Genomic DNA, 17,697 nt, shown 5'->3' on the forward strand with positions numbered 1-17,697 from the left:
TCAGGTGTGGTGACTCTCCGGCTCGTTACAGCCACTTCTTATGGCGCTCTCGGTCCTACGGTTGTGTATGAAAACGGATCGCTGGCGTGCGAATCGACGGCGGGTACTCGCCGGTATCGGTGGCGCGGCAGCGATTACTACAAGCGCGGGCTGTCTGGGGCTGAGAACGGATCCTGAGGGAGGCGTGAACGGCTCAGACACGGGTGCTGGCGGGGACGAATCCATAGATGACGACTCGGACCCAGTCACCGAGGCGGCCGAAACGACCGTCACCGACACCGACCCAGACACCTGGGTCGACGTTTCGACGATTCGACTCGACGCCTACGTTGGCGGCTGGGTCGGCGTCGAACCAGATCATATCGACCGTGTCGAGAATCCCACGCTCGTCCTCGTCGAAGGTCAGGAGTACGAGCTCACCTGCGAAAACCAGGATAACGTCAAGCACAACCTCGCGATCCACGACGAATCAGGGGCAGTCGTCGACGGACTCTCGTCTCCGATCGTCGCGGCACTTGGCGACACCGAGACCCTCCGATTCGAGGTGCATCCCGAGATGGTGACCTATATTTGCGAGCACCAGCCGGTGATCCAACTCGGCGATATCCTGGTTGTCGACGGTTGAACGGGCGTCTCTTTCTCCATCGAAGTATCTCTCCAGCATAACTAGTCTACGTTCTGAGAACTGGCTAGCACTTCCTTCCTTGGCGGTGTAGGAACCCGGGCAATGACGAACGTACTCGAGAACGAGGTTGCAGTGGTCACCGGCGGCGCGAGCGGAATCGGTCGTTCGATCGCCCGACGATTTGCAGCGGAAGGGGCAGATATCGTTATCGCAGACATCCAGGATGCGCCCCGCGAGGGTGGTGAGCCGACACACGAACTGATCGACGAGGAGACGGACGCCGAGACGGCCTACGTTGAGTGCGATGTGTCGTCCGTCGACAACCTTGAGAGTGGCGTCGCGGCGGCCGACGAGTTCGGTGGTGTGACGGTGATGGTGAACAACGCCGGCATCTTCCACGGAGAGGAGTTCCTCGAGACTGAAGAGGAGGCGTTCGACAGGATGATGAATATCAACGTCAAGGGCGTCTACTTCGGTGCGCAGGCGGCCGCACGACGCATGGTCGAGGCCGACGGTGGGAGTATTATCAACCTCTCGTCGGTCGCCGGACTCGAGGGCGCGGGTGAGTTCGTCACCTACTGCGGGACGAAGGGGGCGGTTCGGTTACTCACGTATTCGATGGCGGCGGTACTCGGCTCCGAGGACGTTCGCGTGAACGCGATCCATCCGGGTTTGATCGAGACGACGATGACGACCGACGACGTGTCGATCATCGGTTCGGACGACGAGGACGCCTTCCTTGAGGCGATTCCGTCCAGACGCGCCGGCCAGCCCGACGAAATTGCGGACGCGGCGGTGTACCTCGCGAGTGAGCAGTCGTCGTACGTCACTGGTGAGTCGCTGGTCGTCGATGGTGGGATGACCAACACACAATAATGCTCGATTCGGTCTCCCTCCGCGCTCATCACGCTACCGGACGACCGTCACCGGAACCGGCGCTCGCCGAACGATCTTTTCTGCGATGCTGCCGAGGAGCACCCGTGAGACGCCCGAGCGGCCGTGGCTGCCGACGACGATGTGGTCGATGCCGTTCGACTCGTCTTCGGCGAACGCGACGACTTCGTTGTCCGGCCGACCGATTGCTGTTTCCGTTCTGAACTCGACATCCTCGTTGCCCGCGAGTTCGGCAATTTCCTCCCGAAGCGTGTCTGAGACCTCGTCTTGCTTGTTCTTGAGTGCGTCCTGTATGTAGTTGACGCTCGCACCGGTGTAGCCTTCGGCGGCTTCGATGACGCGAAGGAGGACGATTTCGTCGTCAGCGTGGGTGTTGAACGCGTATTCGACCGCCTGTTGTGCGGACTCCGAGCCGTCGTATGCGACGAGAACTGCCATAGTCGCTGTTCTCTTCGCAGCGGGATAAGCGCGGCTGCTGGTTCTGCCTCAGTAAAAATGGGTCAGTACCGATCCGGACCGATCCGGTCCCGACTACTCCTCGAAACCGTCCTCAAACCGGAACGTACCGTCTCGCTGCACAACCTCGCCGTCGACTTCGATGTACGAATCCTCGCTCATGTCGACGATCATGTCGACGTGGGTCGCACTCTCGTTTTGCTCGTTGCCCTCACCGACGGTGTTGTCGTAGGCGCGCCCGACCGCCATGTGGACGGTGTCGCCCATCTTCTCGTCGAAGAGCATGTTGTACGTGAACTGGTCGATATCGCGATTCATTCCGATACCGAGTTCACCAAGTCGGCGCGCGCCATCGTCGGTGTTGAGGACTTCCGTCAGAATCTCCTCGTTCTTCGCCGCGGAGTGGGAGACGACCTCGCCGCCTTCGAACTCGAGATAGACGTCCGTGATCTCACGGCCCTGGTGGTACAGCGGCATGTCGAACAGGACTTCGCCTTCGACGCTGTCTGGCTGTGGTGCGGTGAAGACCTCGCCGCCGGGGAGGTTGTGCTTACCGTGGTCGTTGATTGTCGGGTTGCCAGCGACAGACATGGTTACGTCGGTGGTGTCGCCGCTGACGATGCGGACCTCCTCGGCGGGGTCGAGAATCTCGACCATGTTCGCCTGGTGGTCGCGCTGGTCGTCCCAGTCCTTGTTGACGGCGTCCCAGACGAAGTTCTCGTAGCCCTCGGTGCTCATTTCGGCGAGCTGGGCGTTCGCGGGCGCGGGGAACTGCGTCAGACACCAGCGCGTCGAGAGGCGCTCGTTCAGGATCGGTCGGCGAGCCTTCCCGTAGGCGGCGCTGATTTCGGGATCGACATCACTAGTCTGCGTGACGTTGTCGCTGGCGCGGATGGCGATGTAAACGTCCGTGTTCTCGATAAGTGCGAGTTCGTGTTCCGGCGTTTCGAACTCGCCGTCGCTCGCGCGGAGGAACGCGCGCTGCTCGCGCTTGCCGGTGCGCTGACTCGTCATGACTGGGTTCGCCCCCTTCTCCCCAATGAGTTCATGGAGTGCAACAACGAGGTCCTCAGCGACGGGATGGGCGTCGATGACGACGTTGTCGCCTTCCTGCAAATCAACCGAGTGATTCGCGATAATTTCGGCGTGGTTACGGATTCGCGGATCCATACTGGACAAGTATTCGCAGTATTGGGATACAGTTTTCGAATCGAAACCACAACTCAGCTGCCCGTCAGAATTTCCCCAGCGCACCGGATCGCCCCGGCACAGTCCACCTCGTGCCCGGAGCAGTTCACCATTTACCAGCTCACCGCCCCGCGCCACCATCCGCCAGGAAAATCCCCAGATAGATCGACGCAAACGCACAGCCAACCCCCGCGGCGAACGCGATGACGAACGGGGACTCGAGTACAACCTCGCCACCGTCCTCGAGGACCCAGCCGCTGAAGCCGACGGTGAGCAGGGTGATTGCGAGCAGTCGGAGGATGGAGACGAGTTGGCGGCCGCGTTTGCTCTTGTTCGTGTCTGTGGGTTCGTCCGTGTCCGCGTTCGCGTCCGTATTCGTGTTCGTATTTTTGGTGTCAGTTGGCACGGTCGGTCACCCCATTCGTGTCACTGGTCCTAGTAACGTTTGGCTGAGAGCGAGGTGGAACGCCGCCCGCGCCGCTCGTTCCAGCGTTCTGTTCGTCCATCTCGTCCAGTTCCTGGCAGAACGAGACGGTCGCAGCCGTCAGCACGAACGAGAGCGGAACCCCCACAATGAGGGCAAGTCCAAAGCCGATCACGGGAACTGTGCTCACGAACAGCGAGAGCGGGATGGAGACGATGAGACCAACCACGACATGCCAGAGTGCAAATTTGAAGTAGGGACCGCCGGCAAGAGCGTGCCGGGCGGACTGGCGAAATGCTTCGATAACTGGTGTGTCGGCGACGACCAACAGGAACGGCGTGGCGTAAAAGAGGTACGCCAGCACGAATATGACGGGAATCGCGAGAAGGACGAGCGCAGGACTGACCAGCATCAGTGGGATCGCGAGCAGAAACGCACCGAAGACGAGCAGATGATAGACAAAGAACGGCGGCGTGTACTGTTTCACGAGCGCTGCTATCGCGACTGGTTCGCCGCGAAGACGTCGGTCCAGTCCGCCGATGTAGCCCGCGGCGATCACCGACGCGATGAGGGCGTAGACGACGAGGAGCCCGCCAATGATTCCGAGCAGTGAGAGCTCGCCGATTTCGGGTGGAACGACGACCGTTTCGAACGGCGTCTCGATCGTTACGTCGGCACCAGCGGGGCCGTGGCCAGTAGCTGTGCCTGTTCCAGCACCGGGATGCACCGCACTCGACGCCCCGGTCGTCTCGGCGTCGGGAGCGTCGATGAACGCCCAGAGGTCGAGCAGCGGGTTCGGTAACGGGAATTTCGCAGAGATAGTAAACCCGTTCTGTGGTGCCATCGTCCGGGCGACTTTCCCGAGTTCGACGAGCGAGAGGGCGAGCGGAACGAGCATGAACGCCGACAGGGTGTTGAATCGGTCGATAATCCGTGAGACGTGTTCTGTGAAGGTGTGTGGTGTTGTGGTCTTCGACCAGAAAGCGGAGGGAGGGGAGTCGGACGGGGACGAATCGGGAGCCATATAACCACAACAGATGACTGACACTTCAACGTGTTGTTTGGTGGCCTCCGAGAGCGAGACACAGCACTGCAATCACCAATACGGCGTACGGGTGCCCGTATGAGACTGTCTCGCTGACCACCCGCACATGCCAGCGTTCTTTGCCGGCCGCCGGCAACTGCATCACATGATCGACTTTCGCTCGGATACCGTTACGAGACCCGACGATCGAATGCGCGAGGCTGCACGGGACGCCGAGGTCGGCGATGATGTCTACCGCGAGGACCCAACCGTCGCCGAACTCGAGTCCCGCGTCGCTGCACGGCTCGGCACCGAGGCAGCGATGTACTGCCCGACAGGAACGATGGCAAATCAGATCGCTGGCCGTGTCCACACCGAGCGTGGGCAGGAACTGCTCGCAGACCGCAAGAGCCACGTCGTGAAGTACGAACTCGGCGGCTTCGCGGACCTCGCTGGATTGCAGGTGCGGATGCTCGACACCGACCGGGGCGTCCCGACGCCAGAACAGGTCGGGGCTGGCCTCGTCGAGGAGGAACTCCACCGACCCGGAACCGGCCTGCTCTGTCTCGAGAATACCCACAACGCCCGCGGCGGCCTCGCAATCGATCCCGAGAAGATCGCCGCGGCAGCCGACGTGGCCCACGAGAACGACGTGCCGGTCCACCTCGACGGCGCGCGTGTGTTCAACGCCGCGACGGCACTTGACGTTCCCGTGACGGAGATCGTCGACCCGGTGGATACCGTCATGGTCTCGCTCTCGAAGGGACTCGGCGCACCGGTCGGCTCGATGCTCGCCGGCCCCGAGGCGTTCATCGAGGCAGCCCGCCGCACCCGCAAGCTCCTCGGTGGCGGCATGCGCCAGGCAGGCATCATCGCCGGGCCGGCACTCTGTGCACTCGAGAACGTTGAGGCACTCGCAACGGATCACGAGAACGCCCGCGCGCTCGCGAACGGATTAGATAAGATCGACGGCTTCGACGTGCAAACGCCGGAGACGAACATCGTCCTCGTGGACGTTGCTGGCACTGGACTCGACACTGAAGCCGTACTCGAGTCCTTAGAAGAACAGGACGTGCTGGCGACGGTGTTCGGGCCGACAACGGTTCGGTTCTGTACGCACCGCGACGTGTCGGCGGCCGATGTCGAGACGGCACTCGGACGGATCGAGGCGGCGTTCTGAGCTGGCTCGATCTGATTTTGGGCCGTCACTGACGACGAACGCACCGCTCTCTGTGTCTCTTGCGTTGTAATTCGTGGCTGTTGTGGGATGGACGCTGTCGCGCTGGCTACCGGCCCATGCCATCGCGGAACTCGAGTACCGTCCGCCGAAGCAGCAGGTAGGTGAAGAAGATGAGCGAGAGCAGGATTACGACGATAGCGATGATGACGGGGTCGTCAGGGATGAAGCCAAGCATAGGCGCGGGGTACTGCCCGTGTGTCCAAAGTCGTTTCGACGTTCGCCGAGTTCGAGCGGTCGACGGTCGGTGACAGTGTGGCGACTCAATCGCCGGTAACTACCACCAGCGGTTCTCGACGAGTCGGTCGACCGCCTCGTGAATCGTCTCCTCGTTTCGCGAGAAAGTGAACCGGACCCAGTCCGAGTCGGCGTCAGGGTCCGTGTAGAAGCTACTGCCCGGGACGGCGGCGACGCCGGCCTCGCGGATCAGTCGGTAGCAGAACTCGATGTCGTCCTCGTCGGTCGGGTACCGGGTCAGAATATAGTACGCGCCGTCGGGTTTGACCGGGTCGAGGCCCGCTTCCTGGAGTCCGTCGTAGAGGATGTCTCGTCGCTCTTCGTAGGAATCCGAGAGCTCTTGGTAGTACGATTCGGGTAGCTCGAGCGCTTCCACACCGGCCTTCTGGAACGGCGTCGGCGCACAGATGCTCGTGTAGTCGTGGATCTTCCGGAGTTCTTTCGAGAGGTACTCGGGCGCGAGACAGTAGCCGACGCGCCAGCCGGTGACGCTGAACGTCTTTGACATGCCCGTACAAACGATCGTTCGGTCGGCAAGGTCGCCGACCTCGACCGGGCTGATGTAGTCGTCGGTGTAGACGATGTGCTCGTAGATCTCGTCGGTGAGAACAATCAGGTCGTGTTCGAAGACGATCTCCTCGATGCGCTCGAGTTCTTCGCGCGTGAACACCTTCCCCGTCGGATTCATCGGGGTGTTGAGGACGATGATTCGCGCGTTTTCGGCCGCTGCTTCGAGTGCCTCGAAGTCGATGCCGAGGCCGTCGGTAATGTCGATGGGGACGGCGCTCGCGCCCGCGAACTGGCTCGCCGGAATGTAGCTCTCGTAGACGGGTTCGAAGTAGATGACCTCGTCGCCGGGGCCGGCAAGCGAGAGCATCGTCGACATGATGGCCTCGCTGGTGCCGCTGGTGATCGTGACCTCGGTTTCAGGGTCGTACTCGACGCCCTTCCACTCGGCGTAGCGCTCGGCGACGGCGTCACGCAGTTCCGGAAGCCCCCAGGTGATCGTATACTGACTATCGGTCTCGATAGCCTCCTGAGCGGCGGCCTTGATCTCGGGTGGCGTCTCGTCCTCGTCGGGAATTCCCTGAGAGAGGTTGATTGCGCCGCGGTCGATTGCTTCGCGAGTCATCTCGCGGATGACGGACTCGGCGACGCCCGAGGTTCGGGAACTACCGATCGCATCGCCATCGAAATCGGGTGTTCGTGTCATCGTCTCACTCCGCAAATTTGCGCTCGAGTAGCGTCACGAGCAGATAGGAGGCGAGGCGCTGGGTGCCCTCGTCGGAGTCGTACCGTGGTGCGACCTCCATCATGTCGACCGCGCCGACATCGTTAGTCTCGCCGAGAACCTCCATCGTCTTGAGCGCCTGGTGCGGGGTCAGCCCACCTGGCACAGGAGTGCCGGTTCCCGGCGCAACGCTCGGATCGACGGCGTCGATATCGAAGGAGACGTAGACCGCATCGGTTCCTTCGGCCGCGGCGGCGACCGCGTCGGAGACGACCGAGGTGATGCCCTGATCTTCGACATCGCGCATCGTGTAGAGGTTGAGTCCGGTTTCCTCGGCGAACTCGAAGAACTTGGGTGACTCGTAGCCACGAATGCCGACCTGGCTGACGTTCTCGTAGTCGGTGTACTCGGAGTTCGCGATCAGCGACGTACTTGAGCCGTGGAAATCCGTGCCGAAGACGGGACTTTCCGAGACGGTGTCCGTGTGGGCATCGATCTGGACGAAGCCGACGTTGTCGTACTCGCCACCCTCCGCGAACCCGCGGACAGCGGGGAACGTACAGTAGTGGTCGCCGCCAAGCATGACGGGGAACGTCTGCGATGCGACCGTTGCCATGTGCGCGGTGATACTCTCAGCGGTCGTCTCGCTGTCCATCGGGAAAACGGGGGCGTCGCCGCAGTCGGCGACGGTGAGGTCGTCGAAGTTGACCTGCTTTCCCGTCTGCATGTTCGTCAGCCCGCCCTTGTAGTCCGAGAGATATGCCCACCAGCCGCTCGCGCGCCGGATGGCCTGTGGGCCATAACGCGCGCCGGGGCGGTTCGAAACCGCACCGTCGTATGGAACGCCGAACGCTGCCGCGTCAACGTCGGAGATGTCACCGACATCTCGCATCTCTCCCTTCAAGAACGTCTTCGCGCCAGCGTACGCGAGTTCCACGTTCGCACCCTCGACTGACTCCCGGAACGCCGCTGCGGGATGTTGCTCGCTCATTGGTTGTCCACCGCAGCTTGCTGGCTGCCAGCCAATCCGTTCGATTGCAACGTGTCCCCTGTCACTGTTCCGACTGCTCGCGTCTGCGAGAGATCGTGTGTCATTCTAATACATCCCGGCAACTAGTTGCCACCTCATTCGTTTCGCGACAGCACTAATAAGGTTACGCACCGCGTGCGGACGTCACCCAAACACAATCCTTGTTCCCGAACACGTATGGGTTTGTCCTGGCTTTAACTGATTCCTGTTCGATGCCAGTGTTCCACGAAACCAACACAAATCCAACCCAAACCCAAAGCTTGGTGGTCTCCCTCATCCACTATCTCTCTGAATGGCACCGGAGCTCGATAGACGAACGTACGACCTCCTTCGACTCGTCGACCGCCACAGCCCCATCGGCAGCATCCAGCTCGTTGAACTCATGCAGCTCCACGGCTACGACATCAAAGACCGGACAATACGGCTCACACTCTCCGAACTCGACGAGATCGGGCTCACGGAAAAAGTCCCTGGCCAGGGTCGGCGTCTGACACAGCGCGGCCGCGACGAACTCGAGCAAGGCGACGTCAGCAGCCGCCTCGAACAGATCCGCGCCCGCATCGCCGCCCTCACCAGTCGCGTCAGCTATGACCCACTCGAGGACACCGGTGCACTTGTCGCTTCGGCCGCCTACCTCGACGAGGACGCCGTCGACGACGCACTCGACCTCGTCGCTTCACTCGAGTCCCTCCCGCTCGGTCCAATCCCGATCGCACTTGAGGACAGTGCCGAGAGCGAGCCCGGCGACCTGCGTCTACTCATCCCCTCGAGTATCACCCTTGATGGCGTCCTGCTCGCCCACGGGGTCAACGCGGATCTTGCGACGGCAGGGTTACTCGAGTACGAGCCGGTGCCGGCGTCGGGGTCGCAGGAACTTGATGATGCGGGTGGGAGCGCTGATGGTGTTGATGCTAGCGGTAGCAATGCTGACGGTGCTGGTGGGGGCGAAGCCAGTGCCAGTGACGTCGACGATGACACCCACGCCCTCGACATCCAGAGCGGCGGCCAGATCGTCCGCTACGTCGACGTCATCAACGGAGAGGGCTCGTCGATCGACGTCATTTCGCTATTGATCGAATCGGGCCGTACCGACGTTCGGAGCGTTCTCGAAGGTGAGGGATCCGGCTTGCTGGTCGGCGACGGTCGGCAGTTCCCAATCAACCGGTACGAGGAGGCGCGTGACCTCGCGGTCGCGAGCCGCGATGCGATCGGTGGCGTGCTCGACTTTCGCCGCCCGCGAGAACAGGATAAGCTTCCGAACGGTAGTTCTGCCTGGGCGTTCGGCTCGTTGACCTACGTCGGCACTGGCGAACTCCTGCTCTCGGCGCTCAGTGAGTACGACGTGACGGACGAGTGGGATACGCTGTACGGCACGGCTGAACGGAGCACGTTCGAGTCCGTTGAAACGGTAGTTCCGGCTCCGCTCGACGATTAGTACACTCCTCTCCTTTTGCGGCCAGCCAGTTTACGGCTGCTCGAATCGGTCCACAGTACTGGCTGTGGCCCCAGGCTGGTCGACTATTAAATACTGAAGAACCGAGACTCGATCCTTGTAACTCGCGTATCAACGAGAGCTCAGTACGGCGACACGGGGTGCCTCTGAGTGGACGGGAGTGTCACCGCGAGCAGGCGTTATAGTAACAACTGAACTGGTTTACACACTGACTTTCAGTGTCTACTATAGCCGTCGTAGTGCTCGGGCCGGCGAGACGCGAGTGCGTCGTCGTACGGGGTCAGCTCCTTCTTGCGCGCTCGAGTGAGATCACACGCCGTGGTGAGCGCGTGCTCGCCGTTGACCGGTGCCGGCCCGGTGAGCGGAAGTCCGTTCGGATCGAGAATAACGCTCTGGCCGTCGAACGCGATGCCACGTTCGGTACCCGCGCGGTCTGTACAGGCCATGAAGACGCGGTTCGGCCATCGCAGCGAGTTCGGATTCCGATTCGAAGACGTAGCCCGAGGTTGCGAGTTCGGGGAGGACGATTAGATCGGCGTCTGCGTGTTCTCGGACGAGAGCGACCGTGTGCTCGCGGTTGCGCTCGATCTCGCCGAACGCGGGTGTCGTCTGTGCAACGACGATCTGCGCGTCGGTAGCGGTCGACTGGAACGCTGTGTCTGCGTTCGCTCCCGCGTCCGCTTCCGTTCTTGTCCCTGTGTCCGAACTCGCATCGGTCATTACTCCCAGATCCCTCCGGAGAAGCGATCAATCGCCGTCATCACGACGACAGTGAGGGCGATGAAGACCACACTGGCTGCCGCGATGGTCGGCGAGTAGCCGTACCGAAGCGACTGGAAGATCTCGATCGGAATGGTGTCGACGAGGAACAACGATAGCAGCCACGCGATGATGTACTCGTTCAACGAGAGGATGAACGCGAACAGTGCACCCGAGATCACGTTCGCTCGGATGAGCGGGTACGTGATGGTCCGCAGCGTTCGCAGCGACGACGCGCCGAGGTTCATCGCGGCCTCCTCGTAGGTCCGGTCGATCTCGTCTAACCCCTGTGAGATCAGGATGAACGGGAACGGCGCGTAGAAGATCCCGTGTGCGACGATGATACTCGTCCGCGAGCCGGCGATGCCGAGCTCGAGGAAGAACACCAGGAACGCGACCCCGATGATCACCGGCGGCACGAGGATCGGCAGCACACCAAAGGTGCCGTAGATGGAGCTCCACCTGTAGTCGAATCGGTCGAGAGCGAACGCGAGTCCGCCACCGATCGTCGTACTCAGGAGTGCTGCGGCCCCTGCGATGGCGAAGCTGTTGATTAACGCCAGCATCCAGTCCTCATTTGTGAAGAACTCGACGTACCACTGCATGGAGAACCCACCTGGTGGGAACGTCAGGAACTCTTCGGGAGTGAACGAGACGGCGATGATGATCAGCAGCGGTACGGCGATGAACGCCATCGCAGCCGCGACGTACGCACGGAACGTCACCCAGATCACCGATTCGCGCGTGTTGGCGTCGACGCGGGTGACGACAGAGTCGATCGCGTTCCCGATCTGACTGGCGACGGCAGTGAGTCCGATCACCGACGCGGCGCTACCGAACCCGCCGCGGACTTTCGCGAGCGGGCTGGTTCCCGTCGAGCCGGGTTGCTGGGAGCCGCCGTCGGTCGCAATCTCTTCGCTCCCGCCGAGACTTCCCGCAGTGACGTTCGTCACGCGGATGAGCGCCCAGAGGAACACCAACACGACGAAGATGAGTCCGATACTCATCGCAGCGGCGAACGGATAGTTACTCTCGCTCATGATCTGCTGTTCGATCAGCACCGGGAGCGTCCGTTCGGCGGAACTCCCGAGCAGTCGTGGCAGCACGTACGACCCGAGCGCGAGGATGAAGACGAGCGCCATCCCGCTCGTGATTCCGTTTTTCGAGAGGGGGAGCGTCACGCGACGGAACGTCTTCGCCGAACCCGCACCGAGATTCTTCGAGGCCTCGAGTAGCTCGCCGTCGATGTTCCGGATGCTGCTGTAGAGCGTGAGGACCATGAACGGCAGGAAGACGTACACCATGCCGACGACCAGTCCCCAGTAGCCCGGATAGAACGACTGTGGCTCGGAGAGAATTCCGGTCGCGACGCCGATCGAACTCAGGACGCCGCCGGAGGCCAGAATAACCTGCCAGGCGTACGCGCGGATGACGTACGTCACCCACAGCGACGAGATAATGGTGATAAGCAGCAGGCTACGCAGCCACGGTCGGTCCATCCGTGCGAGATAGTACGCGATCGGATAGCCAAGCAGCAGCGAGAAGACGGCTGTCACGAGCGCCAGTTCGATCGTCAGCCACATCTGGCTGAGATAGAGTCCGGGCTCGATGAACGGCCAGGACGACGTAAAGTCGACACTGACGAAGCGGAGGTAGTTCTCGAACGTGAACCCGAATTCGTACTGTCCGCCGGGGATGTTCACCCAGAAGCTGAAGACGAACAGCAGACACAGCGGGACGAAGAAGATGGCGACGAGCCAGAACAGCGGATACGACAGCGCGTACCACTTCGCTCTGGCCTTCAGTCCCGCGCGCCCGGAATCGTCCCCGCTTGCGGTGTCGCTACCGGTCGCTGTTCCACCATCGGCTGCGAGTTCGGGGGCAGCCTCGGTTGCGGGGGTGGTGTCAGTGTCAGCGCTGGTGTCGGTATCGGAACCCATCTATGCCTCCACGAGTCGGCAGTCGTCGGCCGCGACGGAGACCGCCACTCGGTCTCCGGGGCCTCGTTTATCCATCCCGCTTCGCCGAACGACGACGATCTTGCGGCCGCTGTCGGTTTCGAGATGGAATTCGACGCTACTGCCGAGGTGTCGTTTGAAGGTGATCTCTCCCTCGAAGACGGTCGTGGCACCAGTGTTTGTGCCACCGTCGGCACTGGCGACACCGGCGTTGCTGGCGGCTCCGTCGTCAAACCGGAACCGCTCCGGGCGGATGACGACCGAGGTGTTGTCGCCAGTCGACACACCGTTCTGTACCGCCGCCTGCACGGAGACATCGTCGCAGTCGACCATCGCGTAGCCGTTCTTGACCGCTGAGACGGTTCCGTCGAAGATGTTCGCCGTCCCGAGGAAGTCCGCAACGAAGCGGGAGTCGGGGTCGTTGTACACCTCTTCTGGCGGGCCGACCTGTTCGAACTGGCCGTCGTTCATGACGGCCAGACGGTCTGACATCGTCAGCGCCTCCTCCTGATTGTGCGTGACGAAGACGGTCGTGATGCCGATCTCCTGTTGAATGCGGCGCAGTTCGACCTGCATCTGCTCGCGCAGCTGTTTGTCGAGGCTCGCAAGCGGTTCGTCGAGCAATAGTGCTTTCGGCCGCGGTGCGAGTGCACGTGCGAGCGCGATACGCTGCTGTTGGCCGCCGGAGAGCTGGTCTGGCGTGCGGTCGCCTACCCCGGGTAGTTCGACGAGTTCGAGCATCTCCGCAACGCGGGCGTCGATCTCCTCGGTGGTGTAGTCGCCGTCGGCTTCCATCCCGTAGGCGATGTTCTCGTGAATGGTCATGTGCGGGAACAGCGCGAAGTCCTGGAAGACCATCCCGGTGTCCCGCTCGTACGGTGGCGCGTCGGTTACCTCGTTCCCGTCGATGTGAACACTCCCGTCAGTTGGCGTCTCGAAACCAGCGATCGTTCGGAGGGTTGTCGTCTTGCCACAGCCAGACGGTCCGACGAGCGTCACGAACTCGCCGCTCTCGATGTCGATGTCGACACCTTTGACTGCGAGAACGCCACCCGGATATCGTTTCTTTACTCCTGCAAGTGAAATTCCACTCATAAACAATTAGATTTACGTCGATTGGCTTAGCCGATGATGAACTGTTCCCAGCGCTCACTAACCCAGTCCTCTTCCTCCACGTAGAGTTCGTACTTGGGCGTGATTGCTTCGTCCGGTCCTGGTCCAGCGATCTCCTCGTAGAAGTCGCCGTCAATCTCGGAGTACTCGCGTTCGACCGTCGGACTCGTGTACAGTCCCTGTGCGAGTTCGTCCTGCACTGCCGGCTGGCTCGCGTAGTCGATGAACTCGCGCGCCTCCTCCTTGAGGTCGGACGTCTCGAGTGTGACCCAGAGCCCGGAGTCGAGGATCGATCCTTCCTGGACGAAGTTCGACTGGACTGGCGCGCCGTCGTCCTGCATGACTCGCGTAATGTCACTGTAGAGCATCCCTGCTGGCACTTCTCCGTCGCGCAGTCGCTGCTGGAACTCCGCTTCGTTCTCGTACCAGAAGTTCACCTGATCAGTGACGCCCTCTAGCTCTTCAAAGACTTCCTCGACGCCGTCGCGGTCGTCGAGAATGTCCTGTCCTCCGAAGTGCACTTCTGCGGTGACCTCGAGCAGGAACGAGTTCGATGCGTAACCGAGCAGACCCAGCGTGTCCTCGTACTCCTCATCCCAGAGCACCTCCCAGGAGTCAACTGGCTCCTCGATGACATCCGTGTTCTGGACGAGGTTGATGTACCACGACAACGCGCCGATACTCGAGATGCCGCCGTCGGCCTCACCGACGAGGTCGTCGCTGATGTACTCGAGGTTCTCGAACTCGTCGTCGTCCCAGATGTGCCACAGATCGGAGTTCAGTCCCTGGAGGACACCGGTTTGTGCCATGATCGCGACGTCGACTGGCGCGTCGCCGGCACCGACGGCGTTCTCGTACTGCGTGAGCGCTTCCTCGGATGTTGGTTGTGCCTCTGACTCGACGCTGATGTCGGTTTCCTCTTCGAACGGAGCAAAGAGGTCCTCGTCCATGACATCTTGGAACACACCGCCGTAGACCGCAACGGTCAGCGTGTCATCCCCGCCGTCGAGCATTCCTGTACAGCCTGCGAGTCCCCCGAGGGCGGCGACACTCCCCGCTGCCGCCGTCGATCGAAGGAACGTCCGTCTCCCATGCGTGTTTTCTGCTGGCATACAATTGCCACCTACACCACGTATCCTTGCTATCCCTACATAAAGCTTCCCACAGTGCGTGGTGACGTGTCTCTTAGCGACACTGTTACTCACCTCTCTTGTGTTATTTTAATCAGTTCACCAACTGACGAGGCCGTTCGCTACCGTCTGCGTACGACTCACCTCACGACTGCTATATGGAATATCAATTAAAATTCAGGTCGTCGCGATCGTGAACCTGTGCCAGTGTTTCCCATTCCGTCGCGATTCCCTCCTCAACACAGCGGGCAATGAGACACTCGGACAGACCGACGCACGTCAGCGAGGCGAACGCCCAGCCCGGCTCATCCCATGGGAACGGACCGGGCTCCCGCGGCCGCCGCACGTCGACCACACCGCCGAGTTGGCGGCGAGTAGCGACTGCGAGCTCGTGTGCGCGGTCGTACTTCGCAAGCGGGAACTCACGATTGTCGGCCACGAGAAGGCCTGGCTCACCCGCAAGCGCCGAGCCGACTGTTGTGCGACGCGCCTCGATCAGCAGCGATACCATGTCGACCGTCGCTCGCTCGTCTCCGATCACGTCGGTGAACCGCCTGATCGCACCGCCGTGGGCGGCTGGTTCCGGATCGTCGTAGGGGACGCTCTCCGGCTCCGCGTGGTACTCGACGACACCAGTCGTCTCGAGATCGGTATCGATCCCCTCGTTGAGCAACACGCCGTCGATCGTTACACTCGAGGGCGCGGCGATCTCGAGGAACTCCTCACCGTTGCGCTCGACCGACTCGACTGCTGTCGCGGCTGGTCCCAGCGGCGAGTCATCGATCGCTGCGATGATCGCCTCGACATCCGATCGGTTCTCTGCTGGCACGGTGACGGTACCCACGACAACGTCCCCTTCGTCGATGTCTGGATTGTATGTCACGTGACTTGTCAGGTCTGCGAGCCGCTCTCGGACCTGTTCGACACGGCCGCTCACACCGCCGCGCTCGAGCTCTGCGCGGCCGGCAACTGTCAGCCGCCTTCCCTTCCCGCCCGCTTTTTCGGTCAAGCCGGCGTCATCGAGGTCTGCGAGTGTGAGCCGGACCGTTCGCTCGGTGATGGAGTATCCCCGCTCGCGGAGATGGTTGGTCAGGTGGACGCTCCCGATGGGTTCGTGGGCCGCGAGCAGGCGGAGAATATCGTACGTTCGTCGATCCGGATCGCTCGTCATCGTTTGCCACCTACTGTGCAGCGGATAAATGCGTGGCGAGATCCGCGAAGGCGTCGATGTGTGCAGCAATGTCGTCTGCCGTATGCTGGACGCTGATCGTCCACTGCTGGGAGGCGTCGTGCGGGTGGGGGATGACGCCGCGGTTGAGCATTCCAAACCAGTAGGCTTCGTGGAGTTCCTCGTCGACGTGTTCCCAGTCGCGGAACGTTCGCACGCGCTCGTCCGTGAAGTACACCATTCCCTGTGACCCTGCGGTGACGACGTAGCCCTCGATACCAGCGTCGGCCATCACGTCGCGGTAGCCGTCCGCCAGGCGTTCTGAGAGCTCGGTGACGTGATCGTATGCGTCGTCCGTGAGGATCTCCCGCAGGGTGACACCGACCGCGCGCAGCGAGAGCGGGTTCCCGTTGTAGGTGCCGTAGTGTGCCGCACCGGTCGCGACGCCCTTCTCGAGATCAGCCGCGACCAGTTCCATGAGTTCTCGCTTGCCACCGAACGCGCCGACGGGGTAGCCGCCGCCGATCGCCTTCGCGAGTGCGACCAGATCCGGCTGGACGCCGTAGTACTCGGCCCCGCCGCCGGGTGCGATCTTCGCGCCGGTCTTGACTTCGTCGAAGATCAGGACGGCACCGAACTCGTCGGCCAGTTCGCGCAGCCGATGGAGGAAACCATCTTCCGGTTCGACGACGCCGAGATTGAAGCAGGCCGGTTCGACGAGAATCCCCGCAACCTCGTCCTCGTGGGCGTGGAGCAGTCGCTCGACGCTTGCTGCGTCGTTGTACTGCGCCAGGAGGATGTTCTCTGGGACAGATTCCGGGATTCCACGGGACTCCCTGATCGGCGTTGGATCGTCGGCCGGTCCGGCCTCGTCGAGCGGCGGCATCTTGCTCACGAGCGCCGGATCGTGCGCACCGTGGTACGCGCCTTCCATCCGGATGATCTTCTCGCGGCCGGTCGCCGCCCGTGCGAGGCGCATCGAGTGCATCACCGATTCGGTGCCGCTGTTCGTAAACCGGACCTGTTCGATCGCCTCCCAGCGGTCGATTAGCGGCTGCGCTGCGAACTCGATAAGGTCACTCGGTCGCGTGTACAGCGTCCCGTCGTCGATCTGCTCTTTCGTCGCTTCGGACAGTGCTGGATGCGTGTGTCCGACGAGCTGAGTTCCGTTGTTCAGCGCGAAGTCCAGGTACTCGTTCCCGTCGATGTCGTGAATCGTCGTCCCCGTCGCCCGCTCGGCGTGAACGGGATACGGGTCATACGCACGATACGTGCTGCAAACGCCTGCGGGGACCAGCTCTCCCAGGTCCTCGGCAAGCGCCGCTGAGCCCGGTGTTTGTTCCTGGTACTGTTCGTGCTCGCTCGCGAGTAACTCCGCGGCCGACGTGTCGGATGGTCGTTCTGGCTCGGTCATCAAATCCCGGAAATACACTTCCGGTTCTAGCATCAAGGACTTGCATCTCAAATATACCTTTCGGCGATGAGGGTCTCGTTCACTGGACTCGACACGGTGTACTCGACACTATACTCCTTATTCGAAGCTCAGCGGCCGGTCAGCACCACTGTGAGGCGATCCTGTTTGTCACTAAAACCGCTTTTTCACCTTACGCTGCCTATAACTAATCGCCGGCCATTGGTGTAGATGCGCCTCGATCACGCCGCCGACGGCTCGGCGTCGTGTACTCGAGGACGATCCGATCATCCCCCCCACAATCGCCACCTCACATCGCCTGACCATCGGTTGCCCCCACTTCCCGCTTGGTCCCTCGC

General features: G+C 61.7%; 17 protein-coding genes. 4 read left to right on the plus strand and 13 right to left on the minus strand.

The window, feature by feature from the left end:
* Positions 1 to 67 precede the first annotated feature (67 nt).
* Together C482_RS04735 and C482_RS04740 are read left to right on the plus strand one after the other, a co-directional pair.
* The gene (locus tag C482_RS04735) at positions 68 to 625 is read left to right on the plus strand and encodes a hypothetical protein (RefSeq protein ID WP_006166333.1); all 558 of its coding nucleotides are present in this window, start codon (positions 68 to 70) and stop codon (positions 623 to 625) included.
* A 102-nt stretch (positions 626 to 727) separates the two neighbouring features.
* Positions 728 to 1,501, plus strand: a complete 774-nt coding sequence (locus C482_RS04740) for an SDR family oxidoreductase (protein ID WP_006166334.1) — start codon at positions 728 to 730, stop codon at positions 1,499 to 1,501.
* 33 nt (positions 1,502 to 1,534) lie between these two features.
* Here C482_RS04740 and C482_RS04745 read toward each other — a convergent pair whose 3' ends face one another.
* The 4 genes from C482_RS04745 to C482_RS04760 all read right to left on the minus strand — a co-directional run bounded on the left by C482_RS04745 (position 1,535) and on the right by C482_RS04760 (position 4,611).
* On the minus strand, positions 1,535 to 1,957 hold the full coding sequence (locus C482_RS04745) for a universal stress protein (RefSeq protein ID WP_006166335.1): 423 nt from the start codon (positions 1,955 to 1,957) through the stop codon (positions 1,535 to 1,537).
* Positions 1,958 to 2,050: 93 nt separating this feature from the next.
* On the minus strand, positions 2,051 to 3,145 hold the full coding sequence (locus C482_RS04750; protein WP_006166336.1) for an aminopeptidase: 1,095 nt from the start codon (positions 3,143 to 3,145) through the stop codon (positions 2,051 to 2,053).
* Positions 3,146 to 3,284: 139 nt separating this feature from the next.
* On the minus strand, positions 3,285 to 3,569 hold the full coding sequence (locus tag C482_RS22820; RefSeq protein ID WP_006166337.1) for a hypothetical protein: 285 nt from the start codon (positions 3,567 to 3,569) through the stop codon (positions 3,285 to 3,287).
* A complete protein-coding gene (locus tag C482_RS04760) occupies positions 3,559 to 4,611 on the minus strand; it encodes a hypothetical protein (protein WP_241431884.1) in 1,053 nt (350 codons plus the stop codon). The genes C482_RS22820 and C482_RS04760 overlap by 11 nt, the downstream gene beginning before the upstream one ends.
* Positions 4,612 to 4,777: 166 nt before the next feature.
* Here C482_RS04760 and C482_RS04765 point away from each other — a divergent pair, with 166 nt between their 5' ends.
* The gene (locus tag C482_RS04765) at positions 4,778 to 5,791 is read left to right on the plus strand and encodes a threonine aldolase family protein (RefSeq protein ID WP_049896491.1); all 1,014 of its coding nucleotides are present in this window, start codon (positions 4,778 to 4,780) and stop codon (positions 5,789 to 5,791) included.
* 106 nt (positions 5,792 to 5,897) lie between these two features.
* Here the strand turns inward: C482_RS04765 and C482_RS22605 are convergent, their stop codons facing one another.
* The 3 genes from C482_RS22605 to speB form a co-directional block, all read right to left on the minus strand.
* Positions 5,898 to 6,026, minus strand: a complete 129-nt coding sequence (locus tag C482_RS22605) for a DUF7859 family protein (protein ID WP_004267656.1) — start codon at positions 6,024 to 6,026, stop codon at positions 5,898 to 5,900.
* Positions 6,027 to 6,125: 99 nt separating this feature from the next.
* Positions 6,126 to 7,298: a pyridoxal phosphate-dependent aminotransferase gene (locus C482_RS04770; RefSeq protein WP_006166340.1), complete on the minus strand. Its 1,173-nt coding sequence runs from the start codon at positions 7,296 to 7,298 to the stop codon at positions 6,126 to 6,128.
* 4 nt (positions 7,299 to 7,302) lie between these two features.
* Positions 7,303 to 8,307: an agmatinase gene (gene speB / locus C482_RS04775; protein ID WP_006166341.1), complete on the minus strand. Its 1,005-nt coding sequence runs from the start codon at positions 8,305 to 8,307 to the stop codon at positions 7,303 to 7,305.
* A 331-nt stretch (positions 8,308 to 8,638) separates the two neighbouring features.
* Here speB and C482_RS04780 point away from each other — a divergent pair, with 331 nt between their 5' ends.
* Entirely contained in the window at positions 8,639 to 9,781 is a 1,143-nt protein-coding gene (locus C482_RS04780) for a DUF128 domain-containing protein (RefSeq protein WP_006166342.1), read from the plus strand.
* A gap of 327 nt (positions 9,782 to 10,108) precedes the next feature.
* Here the strand turns inward: C482_RS04780 and C482_RS04785 are convergent, their stop codons facing one another.
* The 6 genes from C482_RS04785 to C482_RS04810 all read right to left on the minus strand — a co-directional run bounded on the left by C482_RS04785 (position 10,109) and on the right by C482_RS04810 (position 17,341).
* The gene (locus C482_RS04785) at positions 10,109 to 10,519 is read right to left on the minus strand and encodes a carbon-nitrogen hydrolase family protein (RefSeq protein WP_006166344.1); all 411 of its coding nucleotides are present in this window, start codon (positions 10,517 to 10,519) and stop codon (positions 10,109 to 10,111) included.
* Positions 10,519 to 12,498, minus strand: a complete 1,980-nt coding sequence (locus C482_RS04790) for an ABC transporter permease subunit (RefSeq protein WP_006166345.1) — start codon at positions 12,496 to 12,498, stop codon at positions 10,519 to 10,521. Before C482_RS04790 ends, C482_RS04785 begins: the two co-directional genes overlap by 1 nt.
* On the minus strand, positions 12,499 to 13,611 hold the full coding sequence (locus C482_RS04795; protein WP_006166346.1) for an ABC transporter ATP-binding protein: 1,113 nt from the start codon (positions 13,609 to 13,611) through the stop codon (positions 12,499 to 12,501).
* 26 nt (positions 13,612 to 13,637) lie between these two features.
* The gene (locus C482_RS04800) at positions 13,638 to 14,741 is read right to left on the minus strand and encodes an ABC transporter substrate-binding protein (RefSeq protein ID WP_006166347.1); all 1,104 of its coding nucleotides are present in this window, start codon (positions 14,739 to 14,741) and stop codon (positions 13,638 to 13,640) included.
* A gap of 184 nt (positions 14,742 to 14,925) precedes the next feature.
* Positions 14,926 to 15,930, minus strand: coding sequence for an NrpR regulatory domain-containing protein (locus C482_RS04805; RefSeq protein ID WP_006166348.1), 1,005 nt, complete (start codon positions 15,928 to 15,930; stop codon positions 14,926 to 14,928).
* Between the two features lie 10 nt (positions 15,931 to 15,940).
* Positions 15,941 to 17,341 carry an aspartate aminotransferase family protein gene (locus tag C482_RS04810; protein ID WP_006166349.1) on the minus strand — a complete coding sequence of 467 codons (1,401 nt, stop codon included), beginning with the start codon at positions 17,339 to 17,341 and terminating at the stop codon, positions 15,941 to 15,943.
* Positions 17,342 to 17,697: the final 356 nt, after the last annotated feature.

This window comes from Natrialba chahannaoensis JCM 10990, assembly GCF_000337135.1.
GTDB lineage: Archaea > Halobacteriota > Halobacteria > Halobacteriales > Natrialbaceae > Natrialba > Natrialba chahannaoensis.

Excerpts from the sequence above, each read along its gene's own strand:
- C482_RS04745 (WP_006166335.1), bottom strand. The coding sequence starts at position 1,957 with ATGGCAGTTCTCGTCGCATACGACGGCTCGGAGTCCGCACAACAGGCG.
- C482_RS04765 (WP_049896491.1), top strand. The coding sequence starts at position 4,778 with ATGATCGACTTTCGCTCGGATACCGTTACGAGACCCGACGATCGAATG.
- C482_RS04750 (WP_006166336.1), bottom strand. The coding sequence starts at position 3,145 with ATGGATCCGCGAATCCGTAACCACGCCGAAATTATCGCGAATCACTCG.
- C482_RS04805 (WP_006166348.1), bottom strand. The coding sequence starts at position 15,930 with ATGACGAGCGATCCGGATCGACGAACGTACGATATTCTCCGCCTGCTC.
- C482_RS04740 (WP_006166334.1), top strand. The coding sequence starts at position 728 with ATGACGAACGTACTCGAGAACGAGGTTGCAGTGGTCACCGGCGGCGCG.
- C482_RS04795 (WP_006166346.1), bottom strand. The coding sequence starts at position 13,611 with ATGAGTGGAATTTCACTTGCAGGAGTAAAGAAACGATATCCGGGTGGC.
- C482_RS04785 (WP_006166344.1), bottom strand. The coding sequence starts at position 10,519 with ATGACCGATGCGAGTTCGGACACAGGGACAAGAACGGAAGCGGACGCG.
- C482_RS04790 (WP_006166345.1), bottom strand. The coding sequence starts at position 12,498 with ATGGGTTCCGATACCGACACCAGCGCTGACACTGACACCACCCCCGCA.
- speB (WP_006166341.1), bottom strand. The coding sequence starts at position 8,307 with ATGAGCGAGCAACATCCCGCAGCGGCGTTCCGGGAGTCAGTCGAGGGT.
- C482_RS04760 (WP_241431884.1), bottom strand. The coding sequence starts at position 4,611 with ATGGCTCCCGATTCGTCCCCGTCCGACTCCCCTCCCTCCGCTTTCTGG.
- C482_RS22605 (WP_004267656.1), bottom strand. The coding sequence starts at position 6,026 with ATGCTTGGCTTCATCCCTGACGACCCCGTCATCATCGCTATCGTCGTA.
- C482_RS04735 (WP_006166333.1), top strand. The coding sequence starts at position 68 with ATGAAAACGGATCGCTGGCGTGCGAATCGACGGCGGGTACTCGCCGGT.
- C482_RS04800 (WP_006166347.1), bottom strand. The coding sequence starts at position 14,741 with ATGCCAGCAGAAAACACGCATGGGAGACGGACGTTCCTTCGATCGACG.
- C482_RS04810 (WP_006166349.1), bottom strand. The coding sequence starts at position 17,341 with ATGACCGAGCCAGAACGACCATCCGACACGTCGGCCGCGGAGTTACTC.
- C482_RS04780 (WP_006166342.1), top strand. The coding sequence starts at position 8,639 with ATGGCACCGGAGCTCGATAGACGAACGTACGACCTCCTTCGACTCGTC.
- C482_RS04770 (WP_006166340.1), bottom strand. The coding sequence starts at position 7,298 with ATGACACGAACACCCGATTTCGATGGCGATGCGATCGGTAGTTCCCGA.